Annotated in this window: 15 protein-coding genes; 14 read left to right on the top strand and 1 reads right to left on the bottom strand. The window is 68.3% G+C overall.

The genetic code is table 11. The features are described 5' to 3' along the window. The first annotated feature begins 102 nt into the window (after positions 1 to 102). From fliP to ACMT1E_RS09755, 12 genes are all read left to right on the top strand, one after another. Positions 103 to 864, top strand: coding sequence for a flagellar type III secretion system pore protein FliP (gene fliP / locus ACMT1E_RS09810; RefSeq protein WP_414903378.1), 762 nt, complete (start codon positions 103 to 105; stop codon positions 862 to 864). 7 nt (positions 865 to 871) lie between these two features. Beyond that, positions 872 to 1,141 (top strand): flagellar biosynthesis protein FliQ, encoded by a 270-nt coding sequence (fliQ, locus tag ACMT1E_RS09805; RefSeq protein WP_414899963.1) that lies wholly within the window; start codon positions 872 to 874, stop codon positions 1,139 to 1,141. 2 nt (positions 1,142 to 1,143) lie between these two features. Continuing rightward, the gene (gene fliR / locus ACMT1E_RS09800; protein ID WP_414899962.1) at positions 1,144 to 1,920 is read left to right on the top strand and encodes a flagellar biosynthetic protein FliR; all 777 of its coding nucleotides are present in this window, start codon (positions 1,144 to 1,146) and stop codon (positions 1,918 to 1,920) included. Next, positions 1,920 to 3,053: a flagellar biosynthesis protein FlhB gene (locus tag ACMT1E_RS09795; RefSeq protein ID WP_414899961.1), complete on the top strand. Its 1,134-nt coding sequence runs from the start codon at positions 1,920 to 1,922 to the stop codon at positions 3,051 to 3,053. Before fliR ends, ACMT1E_RS09795 begins: the two co-directional genes overlap by 1 nt. A 48-nt stretch (positions 3,054 to 3,101) precedes the next feature. Continuing rightward, positions 3,102 to 4,769 carry a flagellar filament capping protein FliD gene (fliD, locus tag ACMT1E_RS09790; protein ID WP_414899959.1) on the top strand — a complete coding sequence of 556 codons (1,668 nt, stop codon included), beginning with the start codon at positions 3,102 to 3,104 and terminating at the stop codon, positions 4,767 to 4,769. 1 nt (position 4,770) lies between these two features. Continuing rightward, positions 4,771 to 5,166 (top strand): flagellar export chaperone FliS, encoded by a 396-nt coding sequence (fliS, locus tag ACMT1E_RS09785; RefSeq protein ID WP_414899958.1) that lies wholly within the window; start codon positions 4,771 to 4,773, stop codon positions 5,164 to 5,166. Positions 5,167 to 5,290: 124 nt separating this feature from the next. After that, positions 5,291 to 5,917 (top strand): response regulator transcription factor, encoded by a 627-nt coding sequence (locus ACMT1E_RS09780; RefSeq protein ID WP_414899956.1) that lies wholly within the window; start codon positions 5,291 to 5,293, stop codon positions 5,915 to 5,917. Positions 5,918 to 5,930: 13 nt separating this feature from the next. Further along, positions 5,931 to 9,062, top strand: coding sequence for a PAS domain S-box protein (locus ACMT1E_RS09775; protein WP_414899955.1), 3,132 nt, complete (start codon positions 5,931 to 5,933; stop codon positions 9,060 to 9,062). An 85-nt stretch (positions 9,063 to 9,147) separates the two neighbouring features. Next, positions 9,148 to 10,260 carry an S-(hydroxymethyl)glutathione dehydrogenase/class III alcohol dehydrogenase gene (locus tag ACMT1E_RS09770; protein ID WP_414899954.1) on the top strand — a complete coding sequence of 371 codons (1,113 nt, stop codon included), beginning with the start codon at positions 9,148 to 9,150 and terminating at the stop codon, positions 10,258 to 10,260. Between the two features lie 22 nt (positions 10,261 to 10,282). Beyond that, positions 10,283 to 11,128: a formyltetrahydrofolate deformylase gene (gene purU / locus ACMT1E_RS09765; protein WP_414903376.1), complete on the top strand. Its 846-nt coding sequence runs from the start codon at positions 10,283 to 10,285 to the stop codon at positions 11,126 to 11,128. Positions 11,129 to 11,149: 21 nt separating this feature from the next. Continuing rightward, the gene (gene fghA, locus ACMT1E_RS09760; RefSeq protein WP_414903374.1) at positions 11,150 to 11,983 is read left to right on the top strand and encodes an S-formylglutathione hydrolase; all 834 of its coding nucleotides are present in this window, start codon (positions 11,150 to 11,152) and stop codon (positions 11,981 to 11,983) included. Next, entirely contained in the window at positions 11,980 to 13,206 is a 1,227-nt protein-coding gene (locus tag ACMT1E_RS09755) for an NAD(P)/FAD-dependent oxidoreductase (protein WP_414899953.1), read from the top strand. Before fghA ends, ACMT1E_RS09755 begins: the two co-directional genes overlap by 4 nt. Before the next feature lies 1 nt (position 13,207). Here ACMT1E_RS09755 and ACMT1E_RS09750 read toward each other — a convergent pair whose 3' ends face one another. Further along, positions 13,208 to 13,957, bottom strand: a complete 750-nt coding sequence (locus tag ACMT1E_RS09750) for an SPOR domain-containing protein (RefSeq protein WP_414903372.1) — start codon at positions 13,955 to 13,957, stop codon at positions 13,208 to 13,210. Positions 13,958 to 14,181: 224 nt separating this feature from the next. Between ACMT1E_RS09750 and ispG the strand changes: the two genes are divergently transcribed. Together ispG and ACMT1E_RS09740 are read left to right on the top strand one after the other, a co-directional pair. Further along, positions 14,182 to 15,297, top strand: a complete 1,116-nt coding sequence (gene ispG, locus ACMT1E_RS09745) for a flavodoxin-dependent (E)-4-hydroxy-3-methylbut-2-enyl-diphosphate synthase (RefSeq protein WP_414899951.1) — start codon at positions 14,182 to 14,184, stop codon at positions 15,295 to 15,297. Between the two features lie 103 nt (positions 15,298 to 15,400). After that, a complete protein-coding gene (locus tag ACMT1E_RS09740) occupies positions 15,401 to 15,907 on the top strand; it encodes a TIGR02281 family clan AA aspartic protease (RefSeq protein WP_414899950.1) in 507 nt (168 codons plus the stop codon). Positions 15,908 to 15,948: the final 41 nt, after the last annotated feature.

Raw genomic sequence — 15,948 nt, 5'->3', positions numbered from 1 at the left:
GGGAGCGGGGTGGGCGCGGTGCGTCCCTCGACTTCGCTCGGGATGGACGGGTTGAGGGCTTCGGGGGGAGCCTGGCTGCGGTGGGGCGTGGTGCTGGTTCTGATGCTGGCGGCGCTGGTGATCGCGGGGCCGGCCTTTGCCCAGGCGGCGCCGGTGGCGCCGGTCGCGCCGGCGGCGCCGGGGGTGGCGGACGCGCTTGATCGGGCGATGGGGCAATTGGGCGGCAAGGAAGCGCCGATGGCGCTGTCGCTGCAGATCCTGATCCTGATGTCGCTGCTGACGGTGTTGCCGTCGCTGCTGCTGATGATGACCAGTTTCACCCGGATCATCATTGTCCTGTCGATCCTGCGTCAGGCGCTTGGCCTGCAGCAGACGCCGCCGAACCAGGTGCTGGCCGGGCTGGCGCTGTTCCTGACCCTGTTCGTGATGGCGCCGACGCTGAGCCAGGTGAACAAGGCAGCGATCGAACCCTACGCCGCCGACCGGATCGGCGCGACCGAGATGATTGAGCGCAGCGGCGACGTGCTGCACGGCTTCATGCTGAAGCAGACGCGGGTCAAGGACGTGACGATGTTTGCCAACATCGCCAAGGTCGGACCGTTCGCCAAGCCGCAGGACGTGCCGTTTTCCGTGCTGCTGCCGGCGTTCGTCACGTCAGAGTTGAAGACGGCGTTTCAGATCGGCTTCCTCATTTTCCTGCCGTTCCTGGTCATCGACCTGGCGGTCGCGTCGATCCTGATGGCGCTGGGCATGATGATGTTGTCGCCGACGATCATATCCTTGCCGTTCAAGCTGCTGCTGTTCGTTCTTGTCGACGGCTGGGCGCTGACGATGGGATCGCTCGCCGGCAGTTTCGTAAGTTAGCCCGGCGATGGACGCGAGCTATTTCCTGACCGTGGCGCGCGAAGCGCTGTGGGTGCTGGCACTGGCGACGGCGCCGGTGCTGATCCCGGCGCTGCTCGCCGGCCTGCTGCTCGGCATGGTGCAGGCGGCGACGTCGATCAACGAGCAGACGCTGAGCTTCGTGCCGAAGCTGGCGGTCGTCGCTTTCTCGCTCGTCATTTTCGGCGGGATGATCATCGGGCTGCTGACCGATTTCACCGTGTCGATCTTCGACCGCATACCGGATCTTGTGCGCTAGCGATGCTTGGCCTCGGCCTGCCTTCGGTCGAACCGGGCCTGTGGGCGCTGCTGTTCGTCATGGTACGGATCGGCGCGGCATTCGTCGCGGCGCCGGTGTTCGGCGCGGTCGCGGTGCCGGTGCAGGTCCGCATCCTGCTCGCTGCCGGGATCGGCGTGCTGGTGGTCAACAATGTTCAACTGACGCCGCCGGGGGAGGTGTTCGCGCTCGCGACCATCCTCGCGGTGGCGCAGGAGGCGCTGATCGGCCTGGCGCTGGGCTTTATCATCCAGATCGCCTTTGCCGGGCCGCTGATCGCCAGCGAGGCGATCGGCACGACGATGGGCATCGGTTTCGCCAGCGCCGTCGACCCCCAGAACGGGCAGGCGACCCCGGCGCTTGGCCAGTTCATGGCGATCGTACTGACCCTGCTGTTCCTCGCCGCCGATGGGCACCTCGTCCTCGTCGACCTGCTGGTGCGCAGCTATGGCGTGTTGCCGCCGGGCGGCGCCTGGCTGGAGGCGGGGCGGTTGCAGGGCATCGCGCTGTTCGGCGGTTACGCCTTTACCGCCGGGCTGCTGCTGGCGCTGCCGGTCGGTTTCATCCTGCTGTGTCTTAACCTGATCGTCGGGATGCTGTCCCGGTCCGCCCCCGCGCTGAACCTCTTCGCGATCGGCCTGCCGGCCAGCCTGGTCATCGGCATCGTCGCGCTGGCGATCGCCTTCCCGGTTATCGGCGATTACATGGGCACCATTGTCCGCGAAGGGTTGCAGGCCGCGCAAACGCTGGTGCTGGGCTGATGGCGGAGGATTTCGGCGAAAAGACGGAAGCACCGACACCGAAGCGGCGCAAGGATGCCCTCGAAAAGGGCGAGGTGCTGCGTTCCAAGGAGTTCGCGACCGCCGCCGTCGTGCTGATCGGCTGTGCCTGGCTGGCGCTGGCCGGGCCGTCGCTGATCGCCGCGCTGAAGGCGGTGATGGTCGAGAGCCTGCGCTTCGGGCGCGGCGACATCGACGATTTCCAGCCCTTGCGCCCGCTGCTGGCGACGGGGTTGAAACTGGCGCCGTCGCTGGCCGCGCTGTTCGGGCTGACGATGGCGGCCGCGGTGCTGAGCCAGGCGGGGCTGGGCGCGGCGCGGTTCAACGCGTCGCTGCTGGCGTTCAAGGGATCGCGGATCAACCCGGGCAACGGGTTGAAACGCATGTTCGGCATGCAGGGGCTGATCGAACTGGGCAAATCGCTGCTGAAGGTGCTGCTGCTTGGCGCGATCGGCGCCTGGCTGCTGTGGTCGGTACGCAACGATGCGCTGGGGCTGGTCGCCGGCAATGTCGACGGTTCGGTCGCGGCATTGGGGAACATGCTGGTCGTCGTGCTGCTGACCATGGCGGGTGGTTTGATGCTGATCGCCGGCGTCGACGTGCCGATCCAGATGATCCGCCTGTTCACCAAGCTGAAGATGAGCAAGAAGGAAATCCGCGACGAGCACAAGGAGGCCGAAGGCTCCCCCGAAATGAAGGCGGCGCTGCGCCGACGGCAGCACGAGCTGTTGAAGGGCGGCGCGCGCAAGGCGGTGGAGGGCGCGCATGTCGTGCTGACCAACCCGACCCATTTTGCGGTCGCTCTGCGCTATGAGCGCGGGCGCGACGAGGTGCCGGTGGTCGTTGCCAAGGGGCGCGGCGCAACCGCCTTCGCCATCCGCGAACTGGCGGCGGAGATGGGCAAGCCGGTGCTGGAATATCCGGCGCTGGCGCGTGCTGTCTATTATACCAGCCGCGAGGGGCAGCAGATCCGCGACGACCTGTATGTCGCGATCGCCACCGTCCTTGCTTTCGTCTTCGGCCTGAACCAGCGGGCCGGAGGGATGCCGCCGAGCGTGCTGGTGCCGGACACCGCCCGCTTCGACGAAAACGGCGTGCTTCAGCAAAATTCCTAAAGATTCGCGCCGCGCGGCCGAATTGCGTGGGAGAACAGGGCGAGAAGCATGACCACCACTTCGATCACCTCCGCGCTGGGCGTTGGCGCCGGCATCGACACCGCCAAGCTGGTGTCGGACCTGATTGCCGCCCAGTTCGACAGCAAGACCAAGGCGCTGGCCGATCAGGACAGTGCGCTGACCGCCCGGATTTCCGCCGTGAGCGCCCTGAAAAGCGGGATCAGCAGCTTCTCGACATCGCTGAACAGCCTGCTCGCCAGCGGTACGCTGATGACCCAGCCGGTCAGTTCCGACACCGGTATCGTCACCAGTTCCGCGCTGACCGGCGCCCATCTCGGCAACTTTGCCGCCGAGGTCGAGGTGCGTCAGCTTGCCGCCGGGCAGTTGCTGACCTCCGCCCCGGTTGCCGCCGGGCGCACCGCGCCGGTTGGCACCGGGTCGCTGACCTTTACCTTTGGCACCGCCAGCTGGGCGGATACCGCGATGACCGGTTTTGCCGCGGACCCGAACCGGGCGCCGGTGACCATCGCGATCGGCGGCGACAACAGCAGCCTGGCCGGCATCGCCCAGGCGATCAACGCCGCCAACATTGGCGTGACCGCGACGATTGTTGCCGGCGAGGGCGGCGCGTCGTTGTCGCTGAAGGGGCCGACGGGAGCGGCGATGGCGTTCACCGTCGATGTCACCGAGACGCCGGGGGACGAGGGGCTGGCGGCGCTGGCGTATAACCCTGGCGCGGCGGGCATGACGCTGGGCCGCAAGGCGGTCGACAGCATCGTCGCGGTCGACGGCATCGTCGCCCAGCGTGCGAGCAACAGCATCGACGATCTCATCCCCGGCGTGCAGCTCAACCTGTTGAAGGCGGCGGTGGGGACGGCGGTGTCGCTGACCGCCAAGCGCCCGACCGACGCGATCGGCCAGGCGGTCAACGATTTCGCCAATGCCTATAACGAGCTGAAGAGCCTGCTGAAGACCGACACCGACCCGAAGACCGGGATGCTGAACGGCGACCCGGCGGTGCGGGCGATGGCGCAGCGGCTGGCGACGCTGACCTCCACCCAGCTGCTTGCCAACGTACCTGCGGGCGCGCCCAAGACGCTGGCCGAGATCGGCGTAAAGACCAACCGCGACGGGACGCTGAGCGTTGACAGCGCGGCGCTGGGCAAGGCGCTGGCGAACTGGCCGGACGTGGTGGAGGCGATGTTCAATCCGTCACAAACCAGCGCCAGCCCGCTGCTGTCCGTCACCTCGGCGCCGGGCAAGACGGCGCTTGGCACCTATGCGGTGACCGACGTGGTCGCGGCGTCGGGCGGCCAGCCGGCGTCCGGCATGATCGCCGGCAAACCGGCGACTGCGATCGGCGACCTGCTCTATGCGGCGGCGGATTCGGCCGCGGCCGGGCTGGTGCTGAAAGTGTCCGGCAACGTGACCGCGACGACGGTGTCGATAGACCTGGGCCTTGGCGCGCTGATGGAGCAACTGGCGGCGCAGATCACCAGCAAGACCGACGGGCTGGGCGCCAGCACCGACCGTTATTCCCGCCAGCGCGCGGCGCTGGCCGACCGGCAGGAAGACTTGCAGACCCGGCAGGACAAGGCCCGCGAACAGATGACACGCCAGTTCGCGTCGATGGACGCGCGCGTTGCCGCCTACAAGGCGACCCAGAGCTTCCTTGAGCAACAGGTGAAGATCTGGACCAACGCGAACGGCAACTGAGATGTACGCGACACGCCTGCTCGCCGACCCCGGCGAAACCTATCGTCAGGTCGATATCAACAGCCGGATCAACGGCGCGTCGCCGCACGGGCTGATCTGCCTGCTGTTCGACGACCTGCTGCGCAGCCTGCGGCTGGGCGCGCTGGCGACCGAGCAGCGCGACCACCCGGCGAAAAGCGCCAACCTGACCAAGGCGCTGGCGTTGTTGTTCGCGCTGGAATCCGGGCTGGATTTCGAGCGCGGTGGCGCGGTTGCGGAAACCCTGTCCCGCTTTTATCGCGGCGCCCGTGAGACGGTGATGGAGGCGAGCCTTGCCCTTGACGCGGAGCAGTTGCGCCGGGTCGCGGCCAATGTTGCCGAGATCGCCGACAGCTGGCGGACAATCGGCGCGCGGTGAGCCGCGCGGACTGTTCCGTAAAAGGATACCGTGGAACAGGGGCTTGACGTATTCGTCGCGCGACGCTTCACATGCGACCCCCGTGTAACGGGAGTGTTCCTGCTGACCGGGAAATGAGACGAGCTTGGCATATAAGGTCCTGATAGTAGACGATCATCCGATGTGCGGCGCGGCGCTGGCCATGGCGACCCGCGCGGTCGACCCTTCGGCCGTTGTCGAGCAGGTCGGGACTTTGGGTGAGGCGGAGGCCAAGGCGAAGGCGCAACCATTTGATCTGGTGCTGCTTGACCTGATGTTGCCCGATGTCGCCGGGATGGGAGGGCTGATGCTGGTCCGCCATGTTCTGCCCAAGGCGACGGTGGCGGTGGTGTCGAGCCGCGAAGACCCGGCGGTGATCCGGCGGGCGGCGCATTACGGTGCGAAAGGCTTCATCCCCAAATCGGCGGCGATGAGCGACATGATCGAATCGCTGCGCCAGCTGGTCGGCGGCGAGGCGGCCTTTCCGGGCGCCGTTCTGGACGACGACACGCCGGACCCGGTACTCGACAAGCTGTCCAGCCTGTCGGCGGCGCAGCTGCGCGTGTTGCGGGCGATTGCCGGCGGGCGGCAGAACAAGCAGATCGCCTATGATCTGGGTATCGCCGAGCCGACGGTGAAGTCGCATCTCGCCGCGATTTTCCGTAAGCTGGAAGTCAGCAATCGCACCCAGGCGGTGCTGCTCTACCGCTCCCTCGACGTCCAGCCGGACTGACCGGCGGCGGGACATGGGCACCGCCCGTCCTCCCGACCCCCAACCGGTGGCCCGCACGCCCGGCGTCGGGCTGGTCGTAGCCGCCGGCATCGGCATGGCGGGCGGCCTGCTGAGCCTGCTGCCGACCACCCAGAGCCATCTGGCGGTATTGTGGCTGCCCAACGCGTTTCTGGTCGCTTTGCTGGTCATCCGCCCCGACCTGAAGCCGGTGCCGATCATTCTGGTCGGCTGCCTGGCGACCGCGCTTGCCAATATGGCGCGGGGCGAAATGCTGGCGCCGGCGCTGCTGATGACGGTGGCCAATATCGCCAGCGTCGGCGTCAACCTGGCGGTGTTGCGGCGGCTGTTTCCCCACGGTCCGTCCTTTGCGCGGCCGAGTTACATTCTGCGCATCGCGCTGGCGGCGTTGCTTGGCGGGGTGGCCTCGGCGCTGATCGGCGCGCCGACGATCGCTTATTATCACGACGAGGTGCTGCTGACCCAATTCGGCCGCTGGCTGGCGTCCGACGGACTGGCGATGATGCTGTTCGTGCCGCTGATCGTGCAGATTGCCGATTATCGGGCCGCGCCGCCGACCGAGCGTCCGCGGCTGTTCACCGTCGTCTGGGTGACCGCGCTGGTGCTGGCGGTGGCGGTTGGCGTGTTCAGCATCGGCGCCGGGCCAACGCTGTATCTGCTGCCGCCGGCGGTGGTGGTGGCGACGCTGGTGCTCGGGCCGCTGGGCGCGGCGCTCGCGGTGGCGGCGTCGGCGGCGGCGGCGCTGCCCCTGACCCACATGGGCTACGGCCCGGCGGCATTCCTTTACGACAGCTGGCCGCGGCAGTTGCAGTTCCTGGAACTCTATTGCGTGGTGCTGATCCTGTCTTCGGCACCGGTGGCCGGTAGCCTGGCGCAGATCCGCCGCATTTCGCGCGACCTGGAGGCGAGCCGCGAACAGTTCAGTTCGCTGGTCGACAATCTGGGCGAGGTCATCTTCCGTACCGACCTGAAAGGGCGGATGACCCTGCTCAATCCGGCCTGGGAGCGGTTGACCGGCTATGGCGTCGAGGCGAGCTATGGCCGGTCCTTCTTGCGTTTCGTCGCGGCGAGTGACCGCGCCGCGGTGCGCGAGGGGCTGTGGCCGCTGTTCGCGGGCCGCGCCGGCCAGTGCCGGTTCGAATTGCGTTGCCGCCGCCGCGACGGCGCGATCCGCTGGTGCGAGGTAACCGCCGAGAACGAGCGCGACCCCGACGGCGCGCTGCTCGGCACCGCCGGCGCGATCCGCGACATCACCGCGCGCAAGGTCAGCGAAATGGCGCTGGCCGACAGCGAGCAGCGGTTTCGTACCATCGCTGAATATGTCACCGACGTGATCCTGAAGACCGACGCCGACACGGTGTGCTATTATGCGTCGCCGTCGATCCGCGAGGCGCTCGGCTATCGGCCCGAGGATATTGTCGGCCGGCCGCTTGCCGGGCTGATCCACCCCGATGACACCGAGGCGCGCCGCCTGATCCGCGAGACGATCCTGCGCAACCCCGGCCATGACGCGACGCACCGGATGCGGGTCCGCCGCAGCGACGGCAGCTGGCTGTGGATGGAGGCGAAATCCCGGCTGATCGACATAGAGCCGGGCGGGCCGCGCGTGCTGTCGGTTCTGCGCGACGTCGAGCGGCATCTGCGGCTGGAGCAGGCGCTGGTCGCCGCGCGCGACGCAGCCGAGGCGACGGCGCGGACGCGCAGTGATTTCCTCGCGATGATCAGCCATGAGATCCGCACGCCGATGACCGGCATTCTCGGCATGATCGGGTTGCTGCGCGACACCCGTTCCGCGGCCGAGCGCGGCCGGTTCATCGAAGCGCTGGAAGGGTCTTCGCGCACGCTGATGCGAATGCTGGACGATGTGCTGGACGTTGCCAAGCTGGAAGCGGGCGCGGTGCGGATCGAGGCGGCAGCGTTCGACCTGCGCGCGATGGTGCAGGAGGTGGTCGCTCTGTTCCAGAGCAGCGCGGCGCTGCGCGGCGTGTCGATCATAACCCGGATCGACGGCCCGGAGCCGGCCGGGGTGATCGGCGATTCGACACGCATCCGACAGGTGCTTGGCAATCTGGTTGGCAATGCGGTGAAATTCACCCCGGAAGGGCAGATCGAGGTCCGGGTCCACCCGGATGGGTGCGGCCGCTGGCATTTTGCCGTGCAGGATCAGGGCATCGGCATATCGAAGGCGGCGATGGAGATGATCTTCGAGCCGTTCGCCCAAGCCAACACCGCGATTTCGGGGCGGTTTGGCGGCACCGGCCTGGGTCTGACTATCGCGCGGCGGCTGGTCGAGGCGATGGGCGGCAGGCTGAGCGCGGAGAGCGGTGTCGGCGTCGGTTCCTGTTTCCGTTTCGCCATCCCGTTGCCGGCGGCGGATAGACTGCCGGCGACGGTGCCGCCGCCTCTGCCCGAGCCGCTGCACGAGCGGCCGCTGTCGTTGCTGGTCGCCGAGGACAACCCGGTCAACCGGCTGCTGATCGCGACCCTGCTGAAGCGGATGGGGCACCGGGCGGTGACCGTCGACGACGGCCATGCCGCGCTGACCGCGGCGCGGCAGGGCGGCTATGACGCGGTGCTGATGGACCTGCAGATGCCGCTGATGGACGGGATCGAGGCGGCGCTGGCCATCCGCCAGATGCCGGGCGCCCATGGCACGGTGCCGATCATCGCGATCACCGCCGACCCGCAGGTCGAGGCGCTGGACGGTTTTGCCGAAGCTGGGTTCCACGCGGTGATCGGCAAACCGATTGACCGGATGCAGCTTGCCGAGACGCTGGCGAAGATCGCCAGTTTCGATACCGAGCCGCCCGATATCGACCGGGTGGCGCTGGCTGACGCGGCGACGCTGGTCGGCGGCGACGGGATGCGGCGGCTGCTCCAGCTTTTCCTGGCGGACGGCGCCGGGCGGGCCGGGGTGCTGAAGGCGGCGATCGCGGCGGGCGACCGGGAGACGATTCGCCGCGAGGCGCATGCGCTGGCCGGGGGAGCGAGCGCCGCCTGCGCCCGGCGGCTGGAGGCGGCGGCGCGACGGGTGATGCGGTCGGATTCGACGCCCGCCGACGCCGAGGCGCTGATCGCCGCGCTGGACGGCGCGGCGACCGCCGTCCGCGCCGTGATGGACGAATAGCACCCGTCCGTCGCCGACGCACGTTAACGGTTTATCGCCATGGCGGGACCGGTTAGAGGGGCGCGACCGAGGCAGGGAGACTGGCATGAAAACGCGCGCGGCGGTGGCATTCGAGGCGAAGAAGCCGCTTGAGATCGTCGAGCTTGACCTGGAAGGCCCGAAAGCGGGCGAGGTTCTGGTCGAGATCATGGCGACCGGGATTTGCCATACCGACGCCTACACGCTGGACGGGCTGGATTCGGAAGGCATCTTTCCCAGCGTTCTTGGCCATGAAGGCGCCGGTATCGTCCGCGAGGTTGGCGCCGGGGTGACCAGCGTGGTGCCGGGCGACCATGTCATCCCGCTCTACACGCCGGAATGCCGCCAGTGTAAGTCGTGCCTGTCCGGCAAGACCAACCTGTGCACCGCGATCCGCGCCACCCAGGGCAAGGGGCTGATGCCTGACGGGACGACGCGGTTCAGCTACAAGGGGCAACCGATTTATCACTATATGGGTTGTTCCACCTTCGCCAATTTCACCGTGCTGCCGGAGATCGCGGTTGCGAAAATCCGTGAGGACGCGCCGTTCAAGACCAGTTGCTATATCGGCTGCGGCGTGACCACCGGTGTCGGTGCGGTGGTGAACACCGCGAAGGTGCAGGTCGGCGACAATGTCGTCGTGTTCGGCCTGGGCGGCATCGGTCTGAACGTGTTGCAGGGAGCGCGGCTGGCCGGGGCCGGCAAGATCATCGGCGTCGACATCAACGCCGATCGCGAGGAATGGGGCCGCCGCTTCGGCATGACCGATTTCATCAACGGCAAGGGCAAAACGCGCGAGGAGGTGATCGCCGAGGTGCTGGCGCTGACCGATGGCGGTGCCGACTTCACCTTCGACGCGACCGGCAACACCGAGGTGATGCGGACCGCGCTGGAGGCGTGCCACCGCGGCTGGGGCACCAGCATCATCATCGGCGTCGCCGAGGCGGGCAGGGAGATTGCCACCCGCCCGTTCCAGCTGGTTACCGGCCGCAACTGGCGTGGCACCGCGTTCGGCGGCGCCAAGGGGCGCACCGACGTGCCGAAGATCGTCGACTGGTACATGAACGGCCGGATCGAGATCGACCCGATGATCACCCATGTGCTGAGCCTGGACGAGATCAACAAGGGGTTCGAGCTGATGCACGCGGGAGAAAGCATCCGCAGCGTCGTCCTCTACTGACGCGGTGGCGGCCCTGTCCTGGATCTTGACCTTCACCTGCGCCGACCGCGTGGGCATTGTCGCCGCGGTGGCGGGCGCGCTTGCGGAGCGAGACGGATTCATCCTCGACAGCCAGCAATATGCCGATCTGGAGACCGGCCGGTTCTTCATGCGTGTGGCCTTCCGCGCCGGTGGACCGCGCTTTCCGGGGGACGGGGCGGAGCTGCGCGCGGCGCTGGCGCCGGTGGCGGAACGATACGGCTTCGCCTGGACGCTGACCGACAGCGGCGAGCGGCCGCGCATGTTGATCGCGGTGTCGAAGGCGTCGCATTGCCTGAATGACCTGCTCCATCGCTGGCGGACCGGGGCTTTGCCGATCGCCATCGTTGGCGTCGTGTCCAACCATGACACGATGCGCGCCCTGACCGAATGGCATGGCATTCCCTACCACCATCTGCCGGTCGAGCCGGACGGGCTGGCGGCGCAGGAGGCGGCGCTGGAGGCGCTGGTCGGCGAGACCGGGGCGGAATATCTGGTGCTCGCCCGCTACATGCGCATCCTGTCCGCCGGGCTGGCGGAGCGGCTGGCCGGGCGCTGCATCAACATCCACCACAGCTTCCTGCCCGGTTTCAAGGGCGCGCGACCGTATCACCGTGCCCATGAGCGCGGCGTGAAGCTGATTGGCGCGACAGCGCATTTCGTCACCGCCGACCTCGACGAAGGGCCGATCATCGAGCAGGCGGTCGAGCGCGTCGATCATCGGCGTGGGGTCGACGAACTGATCCGTATCGGCCGCGATGTCGAGGCGCAGGTGCTGGCCCGCGCGGTCGGCTGGGTGGCGGAGCGGCGGGTGTTGCTGAACGGGCTACGGACTGTGGTGTTTCGCTGACGGGCGCAAGAGGAGGCGATGATCGAGACGGTTTCGACCAACATGGCGTTCGGCGGGGTGCAGCATGTCTGCCGGCATGCCGCGCGTTCGACCGGCACCGACATGACCCTTTCCGTTTATGTCCCGCCGCATGCGCCGGGCGCGCGGCTGCCGGTCGTCTGGTATCTGTCGGGCCTGACCTGCACCCATGCGAACGTTACCGAGAAGGGCGAGTATCGCCGCGCCTGCGCTGAGCTGGGCCTGATATTCGTCGCGCCGGACACCAGCCCGCGCGGCACAGAAGTGCCCGACGACGATGCCTATGATTTCGGGCAGGGCGCGGGATTCTACGTCGACGCAACGGTTGCGCCGTTCGACCGGCATTTCCGGATGTGGAGCTATGTGACGGAGGAATTGCCGGAACTGGTCGCCGCGCATTTCCCGGCCGATATGGCGCGGCAGGGGATCATGGGCCATTCGATGGGCGGGCACGGGGCGCTGACCATCGGCCTGTGCCATCCTGAACGGTTCCGGGCGATTTCCGCCTTCGCGCCGATCGTTGCCCCGTCGCAGGTGCCGTGGGGAGAGAAGGCGTTGAGCGGCTATCTTGGCCCCGACCGGGCGGCGTGGCGGCGCCATGACGCGGTGGCGCTGATCGAGGATGGCGCGCGGGTCGACGCACTGAAGGTCGACCAGGGCAGCGGCGATGCCTTTCTGGCGGAGCAATTGCGCCCCGAATTGCTGGAGCGCGCCTGCGCCGACGCTGGCATCGCGCTCAGCCTCGGCATCCGGCAGGGCTACGACCACAGCTATTATTTCATTTCGACATTCATGGCGGATCACCTCCGCTGGCATGCGGGGAGATTGAACGGATGAGCGAGCGGGCGGATGTGGTGATCGTTGGCGCCGGGCATGGCGGCGCGCAGGCGGCGATCGCGCTGCGGCAGGCGAAGTTCGAAGGCAGCATCGTCATTGTCGGCGACGAGCCGGAGCTGCCCTATGAACGGCCGCCGCTGTCCAAGGACTATCTGTCCGGCGACAAGCCGTTTGAACGTATCCTGATTCGCCCCGCCGCGTTCTGGGAGGAGCGGCGGGTGACGATGCGGCTCGGCGCGCGCGTCGTTGCCGTCGACCCGGCGGCGAAGGCGGTGACCTTCGCGGACGGGACCACGCTGGGCTATGGCGCGCTGGTCTGGGCGACCGGCGGCAACCCGCGCCGGCTGGGCTGCGCCGGCAAGGACCTGAGCGGCGTCCATGCCGTGCGCAATCGCGCCGATGTCGATCGGATGATGGCCGAAATGCCCGGCGTCACCCGGGTGGTGGTGATTGGTGGCGGCTATATCGGACTGGAAGCGGCGGCGGTGCTGACCAAGCTGGGCAAGCAGGTGACCGTACTGGAGGCGCAGGACCGCGTGCTTGCCCGCGTCGCCGGGGAGTCGCTGTCGCGCTTCTACGAGGCGGAGCACCGCGCGCACGGTGTCGATCTGCGCACCGGTGTCGGCGTCGACTGCATCGAGGGAGCGGACGGCCGCGCGACCGGCGTCAGGCTGGCCGACGGCACGGTGTTGCCGGCGGAGATGGTGATTGTCGGCATCGGCGTGATCCCGGCGGTCGAGCCGCTGATCGCGGCCGGCGCCGAAGGCGGGAACGGTGTGGCCGTCGACGCACAGGGGCGGACCAGCCTGGCCGACGTCTATGCGGTCGGCGATTGCGCCGCCCATGCCAACCGTTTCGCCGACGGCGCGACGATCCGGCTTGAATCGGTGCAGAACGCCACGGATCAGGCGACCGCCGCCGCCAAGGCGATCGTCGGCGAAGCAGCGCCTTACGACGCGGTGCCGTGGTTCTGGTCCAACCAGTACGACCTGCGTTTGCAGACGGTGGGCCTGTCGACCGGCCATGATCAGGCGGTGATGCGTGGCGATCCGGCGACGCGCAGTTTTTCGGTCGTTTACCTGAAGGGCGGCCGTGTGGTCGCCCTCGACTGCGTCAATGCGACCAAGGACTATGTCCAGGGCCGCAAGCTGGTGCTGGAAGGTGCGACCATTGCCCCGGAGAGGCTGGCCGACGTGGCGGTGCCGCTGAAGGAAATGCTCTGATTCAGTAGGCGAGCGGCATGCAGTCCAGCCCGGCGCCGGCGGCCGCGGCGCACAGGCGGACGGCGTCGGCGCGATCGGCGACCGGGCCGACGCGCAGGCGGGTCAGCGGCTTGCCGGGCACCGGTTCGTAGCGCGGCGCCAGGGCGGCGCCGGCAAGGCGGCTGCTGACCTGACGCCACGCCGCCTCCGCATTGGCGCGCTTGCCATAGGCGCCGAGCTGAATCTGCCAGGCGCCGACCGGGGCGGCTCTGGCGGTGGCGATCGCGGCCGTGGCACGGACTGGCGGCGGGGCATCGAGCCGGGCGAGCGCGGCCGGGGCGTAGCCGGGCAGGTCCGCCCCGGCGGCGCCGGCCAGCGCCTCGGCCGCCGCCGCGCAGAAGGCGGCGCGATCGGCGGGCAGGGCGAAATGATTGTAAACCTGCGTCATGTGGCTATCGAGCGCGGCCTGCCCGCCGGCGCTGGCGAAGCGGGCGGTTTCGGCCGCATAGGCGGCGGCGAGCGGTGCCCGCCGATCCTGCAGAAGCCGGTTGTAGCGATCGGCGAGCGCGCGGTCGTTGCAACTGAGCGCGGCGACGTTGAGCGCGGCGCGCAGGTGCCAGGCTGCCTCCGCCCCGCTGATGCCGCGGTTGATCGCCGCCGGGGCAGGGGCGGGCGTTGGTGTGGGTGAGGGGGCTGGCGCCGGTGCGGGCGTTGGCGTTGGCGCGGCTGGCCGGCCTTTGTGCCCGGCGCAGCCGGCAAGCAGCGCCAGCATGGCGGCCACGCTCGTCCATTGTCCCCACCGCTGACCCCACCGCTGACCCATGTCGTCCCCTTTTTGTTGTGTCGCGAGCAGGATAGGGGCGCCGGACGCGCGGCGGCAAATGATGGGGGAAGGACAAGCGGCTGTCCGTGCGTGGCGCGCGCCCGCCCGACTGTCCTCGCTTCCCCGGGCGGACCGCGCTATAGCCGCGGCATCGAAAGGTTCGAGCAAGGTCCATGTCCATCCGTCCGTGGCGCGACATTACGCGCCGTCAGTCCCGCCAGATCATGGTTGGCACCGTCCCCGTCGGCGGCGATGCCCCGGTTACCGTCCAGACGATGACCAATACGCCGACATCCGATGCGCGCGCGACGATCGACCAGATCCGCCGCTGCGAGGAGGCGGGTGTCGATATTATCCGTGTATCCTGCCCGGATGCGGAGAGCACGGCGGCGCTGAAGCAGATCGTCCGCGCGGTGCGGGTGCCGATCGTCGCCGACATCCATTTCCACTACAAGCGGGCGCTGGAGGCGGCCGATGCCGGGGCCGCCTGCCTGCGGATCAACCCCGGCAATATCGGCTCCGCCGACCGGGTGCGCGAGGTGATCGCCGCCGCGCGCGCCAATGGCTGCGCGATCCGCATCGGCGTCAACGCCGGGTCGCTGGAAAAGGACCTGCTGGAAAAATATGGCGAGCCGTGCCCGGAGGCGCTGGTCGAAAGTGCGCTCGACCATATCCGTATTCTGGAGGACCACGGCTTTCGCGACTATAAGGTGGCGGTCAAGGCATCCGACGTGTTCCTGGCGGTGGCGGCGTATCAGCAACTGGCCGAAGCGGTCGATTGTCCGTTGCACCTGGGTATTACCGAAGCGGGCGGGCTGATCGGCGGCACGGTCAAGTCGGCGGTCGGCATTGGATCACTGCTGTGGTTCGGCATCGGCGACACGATCCGCGTGTCGCTGTCTGCCGCGCCCGAAGAGGAAGTGCGCGTCGGATTCGAGATTTTGAAGGCGCTGGGCATCCGCAACCGGGGCGTACGCGTCGTGTCCTGCCCGTCCTGCGCGCGGCAAGGATTCGACGTGATACGCACCGTGCAGATATTGGAGGAGCGGCTGCAGCACATCCGCACCCCGCTGTCGCTGTCGGTGCTCGGCTGCGTGGTCAACGGCCCCGGTGAGGCGCGCGAGACCGACATCGGCATCACCGGCGGCGGCGCCGGCAAGCATATGGTCTACCTGTCCGGCGTGACCGACCACCATGTCAACGATGCCGACATGGTCGACCATATCGTCAAGCTCGTCGAGGCGAAGGCGGCGGAGATCGAGGCGGCCGAGGCGAAGCGGGCGGCCTGAGTGCGTCATATCGCGTCCGGAACGGACTGGACTGCGGCTGCCTAAAGCGGCGTTCACCACTATGCCCCATCGTTCGGCAGCGTTTTGCCGTTAGCGGGGGATGATGGCCATCAGACTGCTGCTGCTTGCGATCGCGCTTGGGCTGTCGCTGGGGCTGATCCTGCCCGACAGCCAGCCGGCCAGCCCGTTGGCCGCGCCGCCGCCCGTGTCGGTTGCCGCGGGCATGGCGGCGCCGACACTTTCGCCGCTGGATGCGGCGATCACCCGCGCGCCCGACGGCCATTTCTACGTGGACGCCCGTGTCGACGGCCAGCCGGTACGATTTCTGGTCGATACCGGCGCGTCGCTGGTCGCGCTGACCGTGGACGATGCGCGGCGGATCGGTCTCAATTTCTCTCCGGCGGAATTCGCCGTGATCGGGCGCGGCGCGTCCGGCGCGGTGCGGGGGAAGCCGGTGGTAATCGACCGGATGGTGGTGGCCGGTGGCGAAGCGCGACAGGTGCGGGCGGCGATCGTCGGCGACGGGCTTGACGTGTCGTTGCTCGGCCAGTCCTTCCTGTCCCGGCTCGGCTCGGTGGCGATCGACGGCGACCGGATGACGCTGCGCTAGCGGACGGGGGCGCTTAAGAGCAGGACAAGCCGTAGCGGCTC

Source organism: Sphingomonas flavalba, from assembly GCF_047553045.1.
In the GTDB taxonomy this organism is placed as follows: domain Bacteria; phylum Pseudomonadota; class Alphaproteobacteria; order Sphingomonadales; family Sphingomonadaceae; genus Sphingomonas_L; species Sphingomonas_L flavalba_A.
This window is presented reverse-complemented; position numbering and strand designations above follow the sequence as displayed.

Excerpts from the sequence above, each read along its gene's own strand:
- fliP (WP_414903378.1), top strand. The coding sequence starts at position 103 with ATGCTGGCGGCGCTGGTGATCGCGGGGCCGGCCTTTGCCCAGGCGGCG.
- fliQ (WP_414899963.1), top strand. The coding sequence starts at position 872 with ATGGACGCGAGCTATTTCCTGACCGTGGCGCGCGAAGCGCTGTGGGTG.
- fliR (WP_414899962.1), top strand. The coding sequence starts at position 1,144 with ATGCTTGGCCTCGGCCTGCCTTCGGTCGAACCGGGCCTGTGGGCGCTG.
- ACMT1E_RS09795 (WP_414899961.1), top strand. The coding sequence starts at position 1,920 with ATGGCGGAGGATTTCGGCGAAAAGACGGAAGCACCGACACCGAAGCGG.
- fliD (WP_414899959.1), top strand. The coding sequence starts at position 3,102 with ATGACCACCACTTCGATCACCTCCGCGCTGGGCGTTGGCGCCGGCATC.
- fliS (WP_414899958.1), top strand. The coding sequence starts at position 4,771 with ATGTACGCGACACGCCTGCTCGCCGACCCCGGCGAAACCTATCGTCAG.
- ACMT1E_RS09775 (WP_414899955.1), top strand. The coding sequence starts at position 5,931 with ATGGGCACCGCCCGTCCTCCCGACCCCCAACCGGTGGCCCGCACGCCC.
- ACMT1E_RS09770 (WP_414899954.1), top strand. The coding sequence starts at position 9,148 with ATGAAAACGCGCGCGGCGGTGGCATTCGAGGCGAAGAAGCCGCTTGAG.
- ACMT1E_RS09755 (WP_414899953.1), top strand. The coding sequence starts at position 11,980 with ATGAGCGAGCGGGCGGATGTGGTGATCGTTGGCGCCGGGCATGGCGGC.
- ACMT1E_RS09750 (WP_414903372.1), bottom strand. The coding sequence starts at position 13,957 with ATGCTGGCGCTGCTTGCCGGCTGCGCCGGGCACAAAGGCCGGCCAGCC.
- ispG (WP_414899951.1), top strand. The coding sequence starts at position 14,182 with ATGTCCATCCGTCCGTGGCGCGACATTACGCGCCGTCAGTCCCGCCAG.
- ACMT1E_RS09740 (WP_414899950.1), top strand. The coding sequence starts at position 15,401 with ATGGCCATCAGACTGCTGCTGCTTGCGATCGCGCTTGGGCTGTCGCTG.